This window comes from Frateuria sp. (assembly GCF_035944355.1).
GTDB lineage: Bacteria > Pseudomonadota > Gammaproteobacteria > Xanthomonadales > Rhodanobacteraceae > Frateuria_A.
In genome coordinates this window covers 140,597-156,253 of the sequence record NZ_DASZBH010000014.1, presented here as the reverse complement: position 1 = coordinate 156,253, position 15,657 = coordinate 140,597, and the positions used below count along the sequence as shown (strand labels likewise).

Sequence of the window (15,657 nt, the reverse complement as noted above, 5' to 3'; positions counted from 1 at the left end):
TAACACCGTCCAGGGCTACGCGGCCTGCAACGTGGTTGCGGTTTCAGGCTCGTGCACGCGCAGCGTGAACAGGCCGGCGACCAGCAGGCAGGCGCCGCCCAGCGCCAGCGCCCAGATCGGCTGGTTGCCGAAGCACAGGCGCAGCAGCAGACCCAGCACGCTGGCGGCCAGCAGCTGCGGAATCACGATGAAGAAATTGAAGATGCCCATGTACACGCCCATCTTCGACGCCGGCAGGTTGTCCGACAGCAGCGCGTAGGGCAGCGACAGGATCGAGGCCCAGGCGAAGCCCACGCCGACCATCGAAGCCAGCAGCCAGCGCGGATCGCGGATCAGCAGGAACGACAGCAGCCCCGCGCCGCCCAGGCCCAGATTGACCAGGTGGCTGACGCGCAGTCCCCAGCGACGCACCATCAGCGGGATCACCAGCGCGGCCAGCGCGGCGAAGCCGTTGTACGCGGCGAACAGCATGCCGACCCAGTTGGCGCCTTCGTTGTAGAGCGCCGAGCCGACGTCGGTGGTGCCATAGATCGTCTGGGTGACGCCGGCGGTGGTGTAGATCCACATCGCGAACAGCGCGAACCAGGAGAACAACTGCACCCAGGCCAGGCGCCGCATCGAGACCGGCATGCCGTACAGGTCGCCCATCACCTCGCGCAGCATGCCGTGGCTGCGAGTGAAGCTCAGCCAGATGAAAAGCAGTCCCGAAGCGACCAGTCCGCCGGCCAGCAGGTAGAGCTCCTTCTCCAGTGCGAAGTGGCCGATCGCATAGAGCACGCCGCAGCCGACCAGCGACAGCACCAAGCCCGGCCGCCACGCACGCGAGGCGTCCGGCGGCGCGTCCTGCGCTGCGCTGTCGGCGAACGCGCGCAACTGCGCCGGCGGGTACTCGCGCGTGCGCAGGATCGTCCACAGCACCGCGCCGAGCAGCACCGCGCCGCCGGCGTAGAAGGCGTACCTGACCGTGTCGGGAATGCCGCCGCCGGGCGCCACGTTGGCCACGCCCAGGTGCGCCAGCAGCCACGGCAGCATGGAGGCGACCACCGCGCCCACGCCGATGAAGAAGCTCTGCATCGCGTAGCCGGCCGGACGTTGCTGCGTCGGCAGCTGATCGCCGACAAAGGCGCGGAACGGCTCCATCGATACGTTGATCGACGCATCCAGGATCCACAACAGCCCGGCGGCGATCCACAGTGCGGGCGCGTTGGGCAGCCACAGCAGCGCCAGCGAGGCGAGCACGGCGCCGGCGAGGAAATAGGGGCGCCGCCGGCCCAGCCGGTTCCAGGTGCGGTCGGAAACGTGGCCGATGATCGGCTGCACGATCAGCCCGGTCAGCGGGGCGGCGATCCACAAGGCCGGGATGTCGTTCAGGTTCGCGCCGAGGGTCTGGAAGATCCGGCTGACGTTGGCGTTCTGCAGCGCGAAGCCGAACTGCAGGCCGAGGAAGCCGAAGCACATGTTCCAGATCTGCCAGAAGGACAGCGCCGGTTTGCGGGTCGGAAGCTGCGTCATGGCGTGGCGTGGCCGGCGATCGGGGCGATCACCAGGTCATGCAGCCGCGCCTCGTTCAATGGCCCGCTGCCGCCGCCGCTGCCGCCGGTGTACTGCGCGAAGTGGGCGAGGTAGCTCATGTTGAATCCGTCCTCCAGCGTGAAGCGGCAGCGCGCGCCCGCGTGCGCCTCGAAACGGCCCCAGGTCGAGGGCTGGATCGCGACGCTGTGCGGCATCACCAGCGGCAGGCGCTGCTCCGGCGCGTCGTCGCAGCGGATCACCAGCATCTTCACTGCCGCGGTGATGCCGGTGTTGATCGGGCCGTGGCCGTTCTCGTAATCAAGCGCGACGCGGTAGCTGCCGCTGGCCGGCGCCTTCCATGTCCGCGGCCAGTCGCCGGCGACTCGCGTCTGGTCGCCCACGCAGACCGCAGGGGAGTGCAGCGATTCGAGGCCTTGCGCATCGGTCCGCGTGGCGCTGAGGCAGGCCAGGCCCGGCCGCGCGGGCAGCTGCGTGGCGCCGTCGATCTCGCCGTGCAGCCGGCCATCGAGGTAAAGCCGCTGGCGCCCGTCGACCTCGACGCGCCAGCCATCGCCCGTGGCCTGCACGCGGGGTGCGGCGGGGGCGATGGGAGCACTGAGCGGCGCATCGGTACGCAACGGTGGATCGTCCACTTCGATCGCCTTCAGCGCCACCGTGGTGGCCGTGCCCTGGGTCCGGACAGCGCCGGCGACGAGCAGGTTGCCGGTCAGGTGCGCAGGCCGCTCCAGCGTAATGCGGCTGTCCTTCAGGTCGAGCGAGATCGACCGCCGGTCACCGAACAGCATCGGCACCAGCGACACGGGAAGCAGCGGCTCTACGCGTCCATCTTCGGTCAGGCCGAACACGCCTTCGGTGACCATCGCCAGGTAGCCGGCCACCGACCACAACTGGCGGGGCGAGTTGACCACCGGACCGCTGAGCGGGCCCGCGTCCACGTGCCGGGCCTGGGTCAGCAGCTCGTAGTTCTCCATGTTGGAGCCGCTAAGGGCCGCGCCGCGCATCAGCGACGCGATTTCGTGCGCGATGCGCGAGGGCTGCCGGGTCACTCGCGCGGCGCGCAGCGCGTAGGCGCTGACGAAGGGCCAGATCGCACGGTTGTGGTAGATCGGCTGGTCGGCGCGCTCGGGCCAGATCACCGGGCTTCCGGCCGGCCACGTGGGATAGCTGGAGAGCGCCTGGCCTGCGCGCTCGCGATCGGCCACGCCGCTGTCGATCGCCAGCGCGATGCCGAGCAGGTCGTAGCTGTCGTAGGGCGTGCCGTCGCCGCCGATGTAGCTCATGTACGTGCCGCGGTCACCGCGCCAGAAGCGGGTGTTGATCGCGGCCTTGAGCGCCTGTGCCTGCGCCCGGTAGGCCGCTGCTGCGGGCATGTCGTGGCGTTGGCTCGCCATGCTGGCGGCCAGTTGCAGCGCCTGGTAGTGCAATACGTTGGTCGAGAGCGCAAAGGACTGCGCGATGAAAGTCACCCGGTCGGCCGTCCAGGCCGGGTAGCTCTGCTCGCGCCAGTCCAGGAACGAGGTCTCGCCGCGATACAGCCCCATCGCATCGTCGAAGGCGTACTGGCGGTCCTGGGCCAGGGTGGCACGCAGCGCCGGGTAGACCTTGCCGGCGAACGCCGGGTCGCCGAGCAGGTGGCGTGCGGCCAGGAACCACACCACGCGGTCGGTGCTGACCGGCCAGCTGCCGCCCGAACCGGTGTCCTGCATCGGGTACGGGCCCGCTGGCGCGGAGGGAACGCGCACGTCCGAGAGCTTGAACTCCAATCCGTTGCGCGAGCGCGAGGGATCGAAGCGCCACAGCCCCAGGTCGACCGCGTAGGACAGGTCGCGCGTCCACACGTAGGGCCACTTCAGGCCGGTTTCGAAACAGTGGCAGGGGATGGGCTGGCCGTGGGCGAAGGCGCCGTCGCGGATCTGCTCCACCGAGTCCTGGCGCAGGTCGTCCTGGGCCATCGCGAACAGGCCGTCGAACAGGTCGCTGGCCGTTTCGCTGCGCAGCGGCTGCGCGGGGACGGTGCGCTGCCCGGAGGACGACGCCAGCGTGAAGCTGCCCCCGGCGCCGCGCTGGATGGCGGCGTGCTCGCCGCGCCAGTCCAGTCCCTGGTGCCAGGTCGTGGTGGCGGTCGCGGCCATCGCCACAAGCAGCAGGCTCAGCACGGCCGGGCCGGATCGGGAGAGAGGCGGGTCATCGGCAGGGGTCCTCTAGGTGGCCTGTTTATGTCATGCCATGGCGCATCGCGCATGCTGCGGCTGCAACATCCACACCGCGGCTGCCTGGTCACCGAGCCTCCTGGCGGTCGGCAAGACCACGCTCCACGGGGCGACGCCTTACGTACGCGCGCCTGTGGCCGTCGCGGCCGCTAGTGCGCCAGGGCGACCGATTGTGCCCGGCCAGCCGCCACGCGCACCCAGGTCACCGGACCGAACCGATCGTGCCCCGTGGCCCAGCCATCGTCCTGCGAGGCGCGCAGGGCGTCCACGCTGGCGAACGCCTCCAGCGCGCGGCCGTTGCTGCTCACCGCCTTGGCCGCGTCGCCGTGGAACTTGAGCAGCCACGAGCGCAGCGCCGGCTGGTAGCTGCCTTGCGCTGCATCCAGGATCAGGTTCGCGGCGCCGTCCTGCGCCTGCAGCTGCATCGACTGCAGGAAGTAGGCGCCCTGTTCGTAGCCGTAGGTCGTGCCGTCGTCGTCGTAGTAGTCGAAACGGCTGGCACGGGACGCGGGGAACAGCTCCACTTCCAGTTCGGTAAGCGGATGCTGGCCGACATAGTCCATCGGCGGTGCGAGCGGAATGATCGCGCCTTCGCGTACGTACAGCGGGATGTCGCTCCAGCCCTTCGCGTCGGCCGGGTGCTGGATCGTCTGGCCGCCGGCGTAGTGCTTGCCGCTGAACCAGTCGATCCATTCGCCCGCGGGCAGGTAGACCGGCTTGACGGTCTGGCCTTCCTCGACCACCGGCGCCACCAGCAGGCTGTCGCCGAACAGCCAGGCGTCGTAGTCGTTGCGCAGGTTCGGGTCGTTCGGCCAGTCGAACAGCAGCGGACGGACCAGGCCGATGCCGGTGGCGCGCCGCCGGTGCTCGTAGCTGTAGATGTAGGGAATCAGCGACTGCCGCAGCCGGATCGCGTCGGTGGCCGCCTTCTCGGCGATGGGGCCGTAGACCCAGGGCTGGCGGTGCTGGCCCAGCTCGCCATGTACGCGGAACACCGGCGTGAAGGCGCCGAACTGGATCCAGCGCGCGTAGTTTTCCGGCGTCGGCGTGCCGCCCTTGAAGCCGCCGCCGTCCATGCCCCACTGCATGGCGCCGACGTTGATCGCGCTCAGCATGCGCTGGCGCTGGCCGGCCATGCTGGCAAAGCCCGTGCGGATGTCGCCCGACCACAGGCCGTAGGCGTAGCGCTGCGCGCCCAGGTAGAAGTTGCGGTTGAGAGACCACACGCGCAGGTCGAAAATGGCGCGCTGGCCATCGTAGAGCGCGCGCTGCATGTCCATGTGCTGCAGGTCGACGGCGACGTCGTCGGCCTCGTCGTTCCACCAGCCGGCCATGCCGGTGGCGAAGGAGTGCTTGAGAGCGGCGTTGAAGAACCAGGCGCGCGCCGCCGGGTTGGCGAAGTCGATCTCGCGCACGGGTTTGCCGGAGAAATAGTCCGGCGCCGGGTCGCTCTGCGCCAGCCAGTAGCCGTGCTCGCTGGCTTCGCGTCCTTCGACGGTATGGAGATGGATGCGCGGCTTCATGATGCCGGTCAGGTGCACGCCCTGGGCGTCGAGCAGGGACTTGAGCCGGCCGCTGTCGCCGTCGGGGAACTTGTGCTCGTTCCAGCGGAACTCGCCGTAGTCGTCTTCGCCCCAGGCTTTCCAGTCGAAGTCGAGGGTGAAATTGTCCAGCGGAATGTGGCGTTCGCGGTAGCCGTGGACGATGTCCAGCAGCTCCTTCTGGTCGATGCCCCACTGGCTGTTGGTGAAACCCATCGCCCACTTCGGGAACAGCGGACTGCGGCCGCTGACCTGCGCCAGCGCGCCGAAGATCGCGTGCGGGTCGCCGACCAACACGTAGTAGTCCAGGCCGCCGTCGAACATGCGCGCGTCGATGCGCGTGTCGCCCAGCGCGATCTGCCCGCCGACGCCGTCGACCAGCACGCCGTAGCCGGCGGTGGTCCACACGAACGGCGCGCCGGCATGACCCTGCTCGCCGGCGGTGACGGTGCGATAGCCGTCGCGCAGCAGGCCGGCGGTGGCCGGCTCGACCGCGTCGAAGCCGCCGATGCCGTACATCGGCTCGCCCTTGGTGTGGATCAGGCTCAGCCGCCCATGCGCCAGCGAGCCCGGCGCGAACTGGCGCAGCAGCGGCGGCTGGCCGGGCAGGCCGATGCGCAGGTCGCCTTCCTGTTTGTCCCACACCGCTTCCAGCTGCGGGGAATGCAGGCGCAAGGCGGCGGCGTCCTCGGCGACTTCGGCAGCGGGCCGATGTGCCGACGCCAACGCCGGGTCGATCACCACCGTCGGCGCGGGAGCATGGCCAGCGCGGCGGTATTGGACGTGCAGGATGTTCGGCGCCGTGAGCTCCACGCGCAGCGTGTCGGCGCCCAGCGGAACGTCGAAGCCGGGCGCGGCCGGCGCGAGGGATGTTGGCCCGGCCAGCGCGGCGTGCGCGCGGGCCTTGGAAAGCGATGCAGCGGAGGAAGGGGACACCAGCAGTACTCCAACGACAAACCACGTGATCGGCCCGATTGACGCGCTCTTGAACTTCGTGAAGAGCGCGTGGAGACGAACACGGCGGCGCCCATGGTAGGGCTCCACATGCCGGGTGCAACACCCGTGTGCATACGTATTCATGTGCGGCATGGCGCGGTTTCCCGATGGTGCGGCGCACGAAGCGCGGCGGTGTGCGTGAACTTGAAAAACGGACTCGGCCGTACCCCGGTTCAGGCCGATGGAGCCGCTGTCCGTGTTCACTCCAGAATCACCGACCCGTAGGCGGGCAGGTGCAGTCGCTCCGGCGTGATCAGGGCTCCCGGCAGGCTGGCCAGGCGAATGCGGGCGAAGCGGCGTGACGACGCGTCGAGCGCGAGCGTCTGCGGTTGGCGCGACAGGTTGTGCACCACCAGCACGTCGCTGCCCGCGTCGGACAATTCCCAAGCGGCCACCTGCGGATGGGTGACCGGCGGCACGCGCAGGTCGCCATCGCGCAACACCGCCAGCTCGCGTCGCCAGCCGATCAGCATGCGGTACCAGGCCAGCAGCGAATGGGCGTCCTGCTGCTCGGCGTCCACCGATACGGCCGGGCCGTCACCCGCGCTGAAGTCCTTCCAGCGGCTCTCGCCTGCGCCGTGCGGATCACGATGCCAGCGCATCGGTTCACGCAGATCCGGGTCGGGCTTGGTGCCGCGCATGCCCAGCTCCTCTCCGTAGTAGAGGAACGGGCGGCCGGGCAGGGTGAGCAGCATGGCCGCCGCCACGCGCATGTGCCGCGCATCGCCGGCGAGCTGGCTCATCACCCGCTCCTGGTCGTGGTTGGACAGGAAGGGCGCATCCTTCCCGGCGGGAATCGCGGCGGCGATGCGCGCGAGCAGCCCGCCCAGCTTGCCGGCGCGCTCCGTGCGGGCGCTTTCGATCAGCTGGCTGGCCAGAGGGAAGTCGAACACCGCATCGAGCGGGCCGAACCAGGGCTCGAGCTGCCGCGGGTCCTCGCGGGTGACTTCGCCGACCAGGTACACGTCCGGCCGCACCGCGCTCATGGCCCGGTGGAACTGGCTCCACCAGGCCAGGTTCTTGCGCAGGACCTGGGGATCGTCCGCCTGCGTGGCGAAGTCGTAATAGATGTGCTGGGCCGCATCGAGACGGAACCCGTCCGCGCCCTGCGCGAGCCAGTAGCGGCCGATGTCGGTGACCGCCGTGCGCACGGCGGGGGTGTCGAAATCCAGATCCGGCATCTGGCCAGTGAAGGTGCCCAGGTAGTGCTGCGTGCCCAGCGCATGCCAGGCCGGACCGCCCGTGGCGCTGGTCGCGTGCAGGTCGGTCCGGGGCGTGGACCAGGTGTACCAGTCGTGGTGCGGGTCGTCCTGATCGGCGGCGGCGCGGAACCACGGATGCCGGTCGCTGGTGTGGTTCACCACCAGGTCGATGATCACGCGGATGCCGCGCTTGTGCGCTTCGTCGATCAGCCGGTGGAAATCGTCAAGATTGCCGTATTGCGGATTGACCGCGCGGTAGTCGGTGACGTCGTAGCCGTGGTAGCTCGATGAAGGATGGATCGGCATCAGCCAGATGCCGTCGATGCCGAGCGTCTTGAGGTAATCGAGCTTCGCCGTGACGCCGTTGAGGTCGCCGACGCCGTCGCCGTCGGTGTCGTACCAGGCGCGCACGAAGATCTCGTACCAGACGCCGCTGGGTGCGCCGGCGGGGAACGTCCGGGAGTGGCTGGCGACAGGGCTGGCAGCGCCGCCTGTCATCGGCGCTGTGGCGCATCCGGCAGCAAGCAGGGCGATACAGAGGGGTGCGGCGAGGGTGGTACGTATCACAGAAGACTCCGGATGCGTTCGGGCGGTCTGTCGCCCCGGGGAGGCTTTTCGGAGGCCGCGGGACGCGGCGGCAGTTTTCCGGATGTGATGCAAAACGGCCTGCCGGCAAGGCTGCCGGCAGGCAAGGGGAGAGTGTTGCGTATCAGAACTTGTAGGTGGCACCCAGCAGGTAGGTCCGGCCCCATTCGATGTACTCGAGCGGACGGTCCTTGGAGCCGGCGTAAGTACGGTACGGCGCGTTGGTCAGGTTGCTTGCCTGCAATTGCACGCTGAATCCGCGCAATTTGCTGCTGTCGCTGAAGGTATAGCCGACCTCGGCGTCAAAGATGTTTTCGCCGACCACGTAGCGCAGCGTCCGGTTGCCTGCGAAGTTGCCGATCTCGCCGATGAAGTCCGAACGCTTGCGTTCGCTGACGCGCGCCTCGAAGCCGTTTTTCTCGTAGTACGCGGTCAGGTTGTACACGCGCTTGGACAGGCCGGGCAGGCTGATCGGACCGTTGCCGACACTGGTGGCGTTCTCGGGCGAGAGGATCTTGATGCTGCTGTCGTTGAAGCTGGCGCTGGCCAGGACTCCGAAGCCGTCGAGCGCCGGCGTGATCAGGTTCAGCGGCACCGACGTGGACAACTCCAGACCTCGCAGCGTGCCGCCCTTGCCGTTGAACGGCGCACTGTAGGTGCCGGTCGTGAGCGCCGGCGGCGAGCCCGGCGGCGGGGTGTAGCCGGCGACCAACGCGGAGAAGTCGTAGTTGTCGCGCGTCTGCGTGTAGATGTAGCTCGTCAGTTCCTTGTAGAAGAAGGCGGCCGCCACGTAACCATTGCTGCCGAAGTACTTCTCCCACGACAGATCGAACGCATTGGCGCGCCACGGGTCGAGCTTGGGATTGCCGCCGCTGGCGCCCGGCTTGCCGGTCGCCGTGTCGATCCCGAAGTCCAGCGAGGCACGCATATCGTCCATGCGCGGCCGCGCCACCTGCTTGGCCAACGCCACGCGCAGCACCTGGCTGTCGGTCAGAGAGAAAGCCAGGTTCAGACTTGGCAGCACGTCGGTGTAGGACTTGCCGCTCGTGAGGCGCTGGATCTGCATGCCGGCCGGTTGCGTGCCGTTGTAGATGTTGGCCGACGAGGACTGGTTGGCATGCTGCAACTGCACGCCGACGTTGCCCCGGACCGGCACGCCCCACGTCGTGTCGATGTCCGCCATCGCGTACGCCGTGGAAATTTTCTCCGACAGCGACCAGGCCTTCGCCACGAGGTAGGACGCGTTCTCGTTGGGCTGGAACGTCATATAGCGCGCGACGGCGGCGGGGACGTTCCACGCGGGCACATACCCCACGCCGGCAAAGCCGAGGTCGACCAGGCCGTACTGCAGGTCCGGCGCGATGGTGGTGTCGCCCTGCGCGCCGACGGTGATGTTGCCTTCCGGCTGGTGCTTGGTCTTCTGGCGATCGGCGTAATTGATGCCGAACTCCACATCGGGGATCACGTTGCTGAGCGCGTCCGGCATCGGCACCGTCGCGCCCAGCCGGGCGCTCTTGAGTTCATCGTGGATGCTCGGCGTCTTGCCGTAGCCGGAACCATAGATGGTGTTGCGCAGGTACAACTTGGACGGATCGGCGTAATTGAGCGTTGGCGACAGTTGCGAGAAGCCGTTGCCGGTGTAAGCCAGCGTGAGAGTGTCCAGCTGCGGCGCGGGCTCAAGCTGGGTGTTGTTTTCCAGATTGATCTCTCGACGATTGGCCTTGGAGTAGCTCACATCGGCCACCAGGCTCACGTCGCCGGCGGAGAATTCGTTGTTCCAGCCGGCTGCGTCGATGGTGTCGTGGCGGCTGTTGTACATGCCGCGCACCAGCGGGTAGAGGTTGCTCGCGGTGCCGCCGGTGAACGTGCCGTTGCCGTTGATGGTGGGGTTGGTTACCTGGAGCCGGCCGTAGCCGCCGTTGTAGTCGCCCAGGTTGACCTCGAACTGGTTGGCGGTGTCTTTCTGGGTCGACTTGGTATGGAACAGGTCGAGCGTGCTCGTCCACCAGTTCGATGGCCGCCATTCGACCGTGGCCATGACGCCGTCGCGCTTGGTGTAGCCGGTGCGACGCAGTGCCTTGATGCCGTCGGAGTAATAAGTGCCGGCCGGCACGCCCGGGCGCGATCCATCACTGACCTGCTGCCACGGCTCATACAGGCCGACCTGGTTCTCCTGCGTGGGCGTCTGGGAGTGCGCATAGCCCACCGCGATACCCAGGGTGTGATTCAGGAACTGCCCGATGTAACTGGCGTTGAGGCGATCGCCGAAGGCCCGTACGCCGGCGGCCGCGCCCAGCGAGTTGTGCTGTCCCCGGATACCCAGCACGGTCACCGATTTCTGGTAATCCAGTGGACGGACCGTATGCATGTCCAGCGTGCCGGACAACCCCTGTCCGATCAGGCCGGCTTTGGGCGTCTTGTAAACGGTGACGCCGCTGATCAACTCGGAGGGGTATTGATCGAACTCGACGCTGCGATTGTCGCCCGTGCTCACCATCTCGCGGCCGTTGAGCAACGTGGTGGCGAAGTCCGGCGAGAGGCCACGCACGCTGATCACCTGCGCCCGGCCCGCGACGCGCTGCGCCGAAACACCGGGCAGGCGGGCAATCGACTCGGCGATGCTGACGTCGGGCAGCTTGCCGATGTCTTCGGCAGACACCGCCTCGATGATCTCATCGGACGATTGCTTGGCCGCCACGGCGCTCTGGATGCTTTGCGCGAAGCCGCTGACCTTCACCACGCCAAGCTCGGTGGCCTGCTGCTTCTTGACCTTGTCTTTCTTGACGGACTGCGCTTGTGCGTTTGGACCGGAAGTCTGCTGCTCCTGACCCGTCGCGCCCGCCGCAGTGGATGCCAGCATCAGTACGGCAGAGGCCAGCGCCAGCGTCAGCACATTATGTTTCAGTTCCACGGTTCCCCCTCCCAAGTGACTCTATGAAGCCGCAAGTGGCGCCCAGGCAACTGGACTCTTGCAAGCCGTTGCTGGTGCTGCAGCGTTGACCGGCCATGCCCCTGCCGGTAGTGGCGGCATGGTAGGGCGCAGTGAGAAGGCCAGACACGTTCGTGCATACGTATTCATCCTGTTGCACTGCAACCGGCAAGCGGCTTTTCGTAGGGCGGACGTGTATGCGCGTCGAGCGGTCGGCTCTGCCATGGCCGGCAGCCTCGAATGTCGTGTCTGCTTGCCCGGGCTCGTATCGAACCGTTCGAACCCCACGGCTGCCGACGCCGCGGAGCACGGAAAAAAGGCCATCGCTGCGGCGCAATAACCCGCCTGCATGAATACGTATGCACGGACGGATGGCCAGGCAAAGACCGCCGCTAAGCTGCTGGCACGCCGATAGTGGTCCGTGTTGCGCGGTCCGGGCGCAATCCACGGGGACCCAGGATGAGTGATGCACCTTGGTGGCGCGGCGCCGTCACCTACCAGATCTATCCGCGTAGTTTTCTGGATACCGACGGCGACGGCGTAGGCGATCTGCCGGGCATCATCGAGAAGCTCGACTACGTGGCGAGCCTCGGTGTGGACGCGATCTGGATCTCGCCGTTCTTCAAATCGCCGATGGCCGACTACGGCTACGACATCGCCGACTACTGCGACGTCGACCCGCTGTTCGGCACCCTGGAGGATTTCGACCGGCTGCTGGCCAAGGCGCATGGCCTGGGGCTGCGCGTGATGATCGACCAGGTGCTCAGCCACACCTCGATCGAACACGCCTGGTTCCAGGAAAGCCGGCAGAGCCGCGACAACGCCAAGGCCGACTGGTACGTCTGGGCCGATGCGAAGGAGGACGGCACGCCGCCCAACAACTGGCTGTCGATCTTCGGCGGCAGCGCCTGGCAGTGGGAGCCGCGGCGCGGGCAGTACTACCTGCACAACTTCCTGGCCTCGCAGCCGGACCTCAACTTCCACCAGCCCGAGGTGCGCGCGGCGATCCTGGGCTGCGTGCGCTTTTGGCTGGAGCGCGGCGTCGATGGCCTGCGCCTGGACGCGATCAACTTCTGCTTCCACGACGCGCAGCTGCGCGACAACCCGCCCAAGCCCAAGGCGCAGCGCACGGGCCGCGGCTTCAGCCCGGACAACCCCTACGCCTTCCAGTACCACTGGTACAACAACACCCAGCCGGAAAACCTGGCCTTCCTCGCCGAGCTGCGCGCGCTGCTGGACCGCTATCCCGGCACGGTGGCGCTGGGCGAGATCTCCTCGGAGGACTCGCTGGCGACCACGGCCCAATACACCCAGGCCGGCCGCCTGCACATGGGCTACAGCTTCGAGCTGCTCACCGACGATTTCAGCGCCGCGCACATCCGCGGCACCGTCGAGCAGTTGGAGGCACAGATGCGCGAAGGCTGGCCCTGCTGGGCGATCTCCAACCACGACGTCGAACGCGTGCTCAGCCGCTGGGGTGGCGAACGGCCCGCGCCGGCGCTGGCCAACCTCTTTACCGCGCTGGTCTGCTCGCTGCGCGGCTCGGTGTGCGTCTATCAGGGCGAGGAGCTGGGCCTGACCGAGGTCGATGTGCCTTACGAGGCGCTCAAGGATCCCTACGGCATCGCGTTCTGGCCGCAGTTCAAGGGCCGCGACGGTTGCCGTACGCCGATACCGTGGAGCGATGGCGAGCATGCCGGGTTCAGCGCCAGCGTCCCATGGCTGCCGGTGCCGCCCGAACACCGCACGCTCGCCGTGGCGCGGCAGGATGCCGACCCGGTCTCGGTGCTGCAGGGCTTCCGCCGCATCATGCATTGGCGCCGCGGACAGTCCGCATTGCGCTGGGGCGACATCCGCTTTCTGGACACGCCCGAGCCCGTGCTCGCTTTCCTTCGTTGCCACGCCGGCGAGACGCTGCTGATCGCCTTCAATCTGGACGGCAAGTCGGCGCAGGCCGAACTTTCACTGGATGGACAGTGGCGGCCGGTCGAGGGACACGGCCTCGCCCAGGGCACCTTCGACGGAGGCCGACTGAGCCTGCCGGGTCACGGCGTGCTGTTCGCGCGCCAGGCATGACGGCCTCGCCCGCCGGCATCACACGCTGGTGAATCGGCCCGTCGTACGGTCGTGGCTCCCCGTGAGGAGTCCGCCCCATGCCCAAGCCCCCCGCCCAACGCAAGCACGGCACCGGTGACCGCAACGACAAGGATGTCGCGCGGCTCGATCGCCGGTTGCAGGAAGAGCGCAATGCGCAGCAAACCCGCGACGCCAAGGAGGCCAACCGCGACGCCAGGCACGACGAAGGCATCGATCACCGCTGAGGTTGTCCTATTTATTTTGCGCAGGCCGATGTTTGCGCACGTCCGGCGATTGATTTGCAGGCATGGGCGCACTGCAGCGCAGTCATTCGCAAGAAAAAGCTCAATGGTTTGCAAAGGTTTTCTGTCGCTCCATTGATGCCTTGTTCGCCGGCGCTATGACACCGTCGCGCTTCCCGTCCGGACGCGCGTCGAAAACCCAATGAAACAGATCATCAAGGGCATGCCGCTCATCGGCACGGTCGCGACCCAGCTGTGGCGGGGCATCAGGCCGCCCAGGCCGTTTCTGGGTTCCACCGACTATTGGGTGAGCCGGTACAAGGCGGGCGGCACCTCGGGCGACGGTTCCCGCAATCGGCTGGCGGAGTTCAAGGCGGAGGTGGTGAACGGCTTCGTCCTCTCCAACCGCGTGGAGGCGGTCATCGAATACGGCAGCGGCGACGGCTACCAGCTCGGGCTCGCGAACTATCCGTTCTACCTCGGGTTCGACGTCAGCCCGAAGGCCGTCGAGCGGTGCAGGAAAATGTTTTCCGGCGATGCCACCAAGCGGTTCAAGCTGGTTTCCGAATATGCCGGCGAAACCGCTCCGCTGACCTTGTCCCTGAACGTGATCTTCCATCTGGTCGAAGACCACGTGTTCGACGCCTACATGCAGCGCCTGTTCGATTCGTCGACGCGCTTCGTCGTCATCTATTCGTCCAACCATGATGGCGAAGCGGAGGATGCCGCCCGGCACGTCAGGCACCGGATGTTTTCCCGCTGGATAGACGAGCACCGGCCGCAGTGGCGCCTGCTGGCCCATGTTCCCAACCGGTATCCCTATGCCGGCGACACCCGGACCGGCTCGTTCTGCGACTTCTACATCTACGGCTGCCAAGCGCCGGGTTGAGCGCGGCCGATGCGGCAAGGCACGTGGCGCGTGGCAGGCCTGGGGCGGCATGGGACGCAAAAAGAAAAGGCCGGTACGCGACGTACCGGCCTTTTGATGCTGGAGGTTTGGTGGAGCGGAGGAGGATCGAACTCCCGACCTTCGCATTGCGAACGCGACGCTCTCCCAGCTGAGCTACCGCCCCACGCGAGCCGCGAATGTTAGCAGCGTCGCGCAGCCCTCGCCAAGGGGGCGGCGGCCATTGGGGACCAAGGGACCTGCGGCGTGGCGTGGCAGGATCGCTTCAGCCATCCGGCAGCAGGGTCGCCAATCGCTGGTGCAGCACCTCGTGCCGCCAGCCTTCGAGAAATTCCGGCCACTCGCCCGTGCTCACGTACTCCTCCAGCACCTTGCGCGGGCACAGCAGGCCTGGCGGCAGGTCGAGGTCGGCGGCGAGGCGGTCGACGCTGTCCTTCATCGCCGCCAGCGCCTTCTTGGCCGCGCCGGACACGGGCGCGGCGATCGCGGCGGTGGCCGCCACTTCCTGCGGATCCGGGCCGGAGGCGAGCAGGTCGAACAATTCCGCACGCTGGGGTGAGCGCAGGGCACGCTGGCCGCGGCAGCGCTGTTCCAGCTCGGCCAGGCTGGAGGGCGGGTTCTGCGCGAGGCTGAGCGCCAGCGCATCCTCCAGCAGCCACGAGCGTGGACGGTCCAGGGTGCGCGCGCTGCGGTCGCGCCACAGCAGCAGACGGCGCAGCAGCGCCTGTTGCGCGCGCGGCCAGTCGGCGGCGGCGCGGAAGCCGCGCTGTGGCTGCGCATCCCCATGGTGCGCGTTGGCCCGGCGCTTGAGCCGCTCGCAATCCTCGGCGTGCCAGGCGATGCGCCCGCGCTCGGCCAGGCGCGCCACGAGTTGCGCGTGCAACGGTTCCAGATGCACCACGTCGAGCGTCGCATAGAGCCGCTGCGAGTCGGTGAGGGGGCGCTGCAGCCAGTCCGAGCGGGTTTCGCCCTTGTCCAGCTCCGCTCCCACCAGTTCGGCCACCAGCGCGCGATAGCTCAGGCCCAGGCCCATGCCGACGAAGGCGGCGGCGATCTGGGTGTCGAACAGCGTGCCCGGCCCGTCGGGCAGGAGCGGCGCCAGTGCCTCCAGGTCTTCGCCGGCACTGTGCATCACGGTGATGGCGGGGCCGCTGGCCAGGCGAGGACGCAGCGCGTCGCCGATGTCGAAGGCCAGCGGGTCGACCAGGGCGTAGCGGCCGTTCCAGCCCAGCTGCAGCAGCGCCAGTTGCGGGTAAAAGGTGCTGCGCCGCATGAACTCGGTATCCACGCCCAGCGCGGCGCCGGCCGGCAGCGTGGCGAGCCACGCTTCCAGCGCGTCGCGACGATCGATCCATGCGGCTGACGCCGCCTCGGGTACGGACATGGAACTTCCTCGAACGGACCTGGCGCGGTGGGGCGGCGCGTTGCGCATTGCC

At 67.9% G+C, this 15,657-nt stretch carries 9 protein-coding genes and 1 tRNA gene; 3 read left to right on the top strand and 7 right to left on the bottom strand.

The window, feature by feature from the left end; all coding sequences use genetic code 11:
- Positions 1–15 precede the first annotated feature (15 nt).
- The 5 genes from VGU03_RS11230 to VGU03_RS11210 form a co-directional block, all read right to left on the bottom strand.
- Positions 16–1,512 (bottom strand): MFS transporter, encoded by a 1,497-nt coding sequence (locus VGU03_RS11230; RefSeq protein ID WP_327480555.1) that lies wholly within the window; start codon positions 1,510–1,512, stop codon positions 16–18.
- Positions 1,509–3,689, bottom strand: a complete 2,181-nt coding sequence (locus VGU03_RS11225) for a Six-hairpin glycosidase-like protein (RefSeq protein WP_414655961.1) — start codon at positions 3,687–3,689, stop codon at positions 1,509–1,511. The genes VGU03_RS11230 and VGU03_RS11225 overlap by 4 nt, the downstream gene beginning before the upstream one ends.
- Before the next feature lie 203 nt (positions 3,690–3,892).
- Positions 3,893–6,220 carry a TIM-barrel domain-containing protein gene (locus VGU03_RS11220; RefSeq protein WP_327480553.1) on the bottom strand — a complete coding sequence of 776 codons (2,328 nt, stop codon included), beginning with the start codon at positions 6,218–6,220 and terminating at the stop codon, positions 3,893–3,895.
- A gap of 260 nt (positions 6,221–6,480) precedes the next feature.
- Positions 6,481–7,980 carry an alpha-amylase family glycosyl hydrolase gene (locus tag VGU03_RS11215; protein ID WP_327480551.1) on the bottom strand — a complete coding sequence of 500 codons (1,500 nt, stop codon included), beginning with the start codon at positions 7,978–7,980 and terminating at the stop codon, positions 6,481–6,483.
- 211 nt (positions 7,981–8,191) lie between these two features.
- On the bottom strand, positions 8,192–10,927 hold the full coding sequence (locus VGU03_RS11210) for a TonB-dependent receptor (protein WP_327480978.1): 2,736 nt from the start codon (positions 10,925–10,927) through the stop codon (positions 8,192–8,194).
- Positions 10,928–11,455: 528 nt separating this feature from the next.
- On the opposite strand from VGU03_RS11210, the gene VGU03_RS11205 reads away from it, so the two are divergent.
- The 3 genes from VGU03_RS11205 to VGU03_RS11195 all read left to right on the top strand — a co-directional run bounded on the left by VGU03_RS11205 (position 11,456) and on the right by VGU03_RS11195 (position 14,203).
- Positions 11,456–13,072, top strand: a complete 1,617-nt coding sequence (locus tag VGU03_RS11205; protein ID WP_327480549.1) for an alpha-glucosidase family protein — start codon at positions 11,456–11,458, stop codon at positions 13,070–13,072.
- A gap of 77 nt (positions 13,073–13,149) precedes the next feature.
- Positions 13,150–13,317, top strand: a complete 168-nt coding sequence (locus tag VGU03_RS11200) for a hypothetical protein (RefSeq protein ID WP_327480547.1) — start codon at positions 13,150–13,152, stop codon at positions 13,315–13,317.
- Positions 13,318–13,516: 199 nt separating this feature from the next.
- Positions 13,517–14,203 (top strand): hypothetical protein, encoded by a 687-nt coding sequence (locus VGU03_RS11195; RefSeq protein WP_327480545.1) that lies wholly within the window; start codon positions 13,517–13,519, stop codon positions 14,201–14,203.
- A 108-nt stretch (positions 14,204–14,311) separates the two neighbouring features.
- Here VGU03_RS11195 and VGU03_RS11190 read toward each other — a convergent pair.
- Positions 14,312–14,387, bottom strand: a tRNA-Ala gene (locus tag VGU03_RS11190).
- Between the two features lie 99 nt (positions 14,388–14,486).
- A complete protein-coding gene (locus VGU03_RS11185; protein ID WP_327480543.1) occupies positions 14,487–15,605 on the bottom strand; it encodes a ribonuclease D in 1,119 nt (372 codons plus the stop codon).
- Between the last annotated feature and the right edge of the window lie 52 nt (positions 15,606–15,657).

Coding starts and splice junctions, on each gene's coding strand:
- VGU03_RS11230 (WP_327480555.1), bottom strand. CDS start 1,512: ATGACGCAGCTTCCGACCCGCAAACCGGCGCTGTCCTTCTGGCAGATC.
- VGU03_RS11215 (WP_327480551.1), bottom strand. CDS start 7,980: ATGACAGGCGGCGCTGCCAGCCCTGTCGCCAGCCACTCCCGGACGTTC.
- VGU03_RS11210 (WP_327480978.1), bottom strand. CDS start 10,927: ATGCTGGCATCCACTGCGGCGGGCGCGACGGGTCAGGAGCAGCAGACT.
- VGU03_RS11205 (WP_327480549.1), top strand. CDS start 11,456: ATGAGTGATGCACCTTGGTGGCGCGGCGCCGTCACCTACCAGATCTAT.
- VGU03_RS11200 (WP_327480547.1), top strand. CDS start 13,150: ATGCCCAAGCCCCCCGCCCAACGCAAGCACGGCACCGGTGACCGCAAC.
- VGU03_RS11195 (WP_327480545.1), top strand. CDS start 13,517: ATGAAACAGATCATCAAGGGCATGCCGCTCATCGGCACGGTCGCGACC.
- VGU03_RS11185 (WP_327480543.1), bottom strand. CDS start 15,605: ATGTCCGTACCCGAGGCGGCGTCAGCCGCATGGATCGATCGTCGCGAC.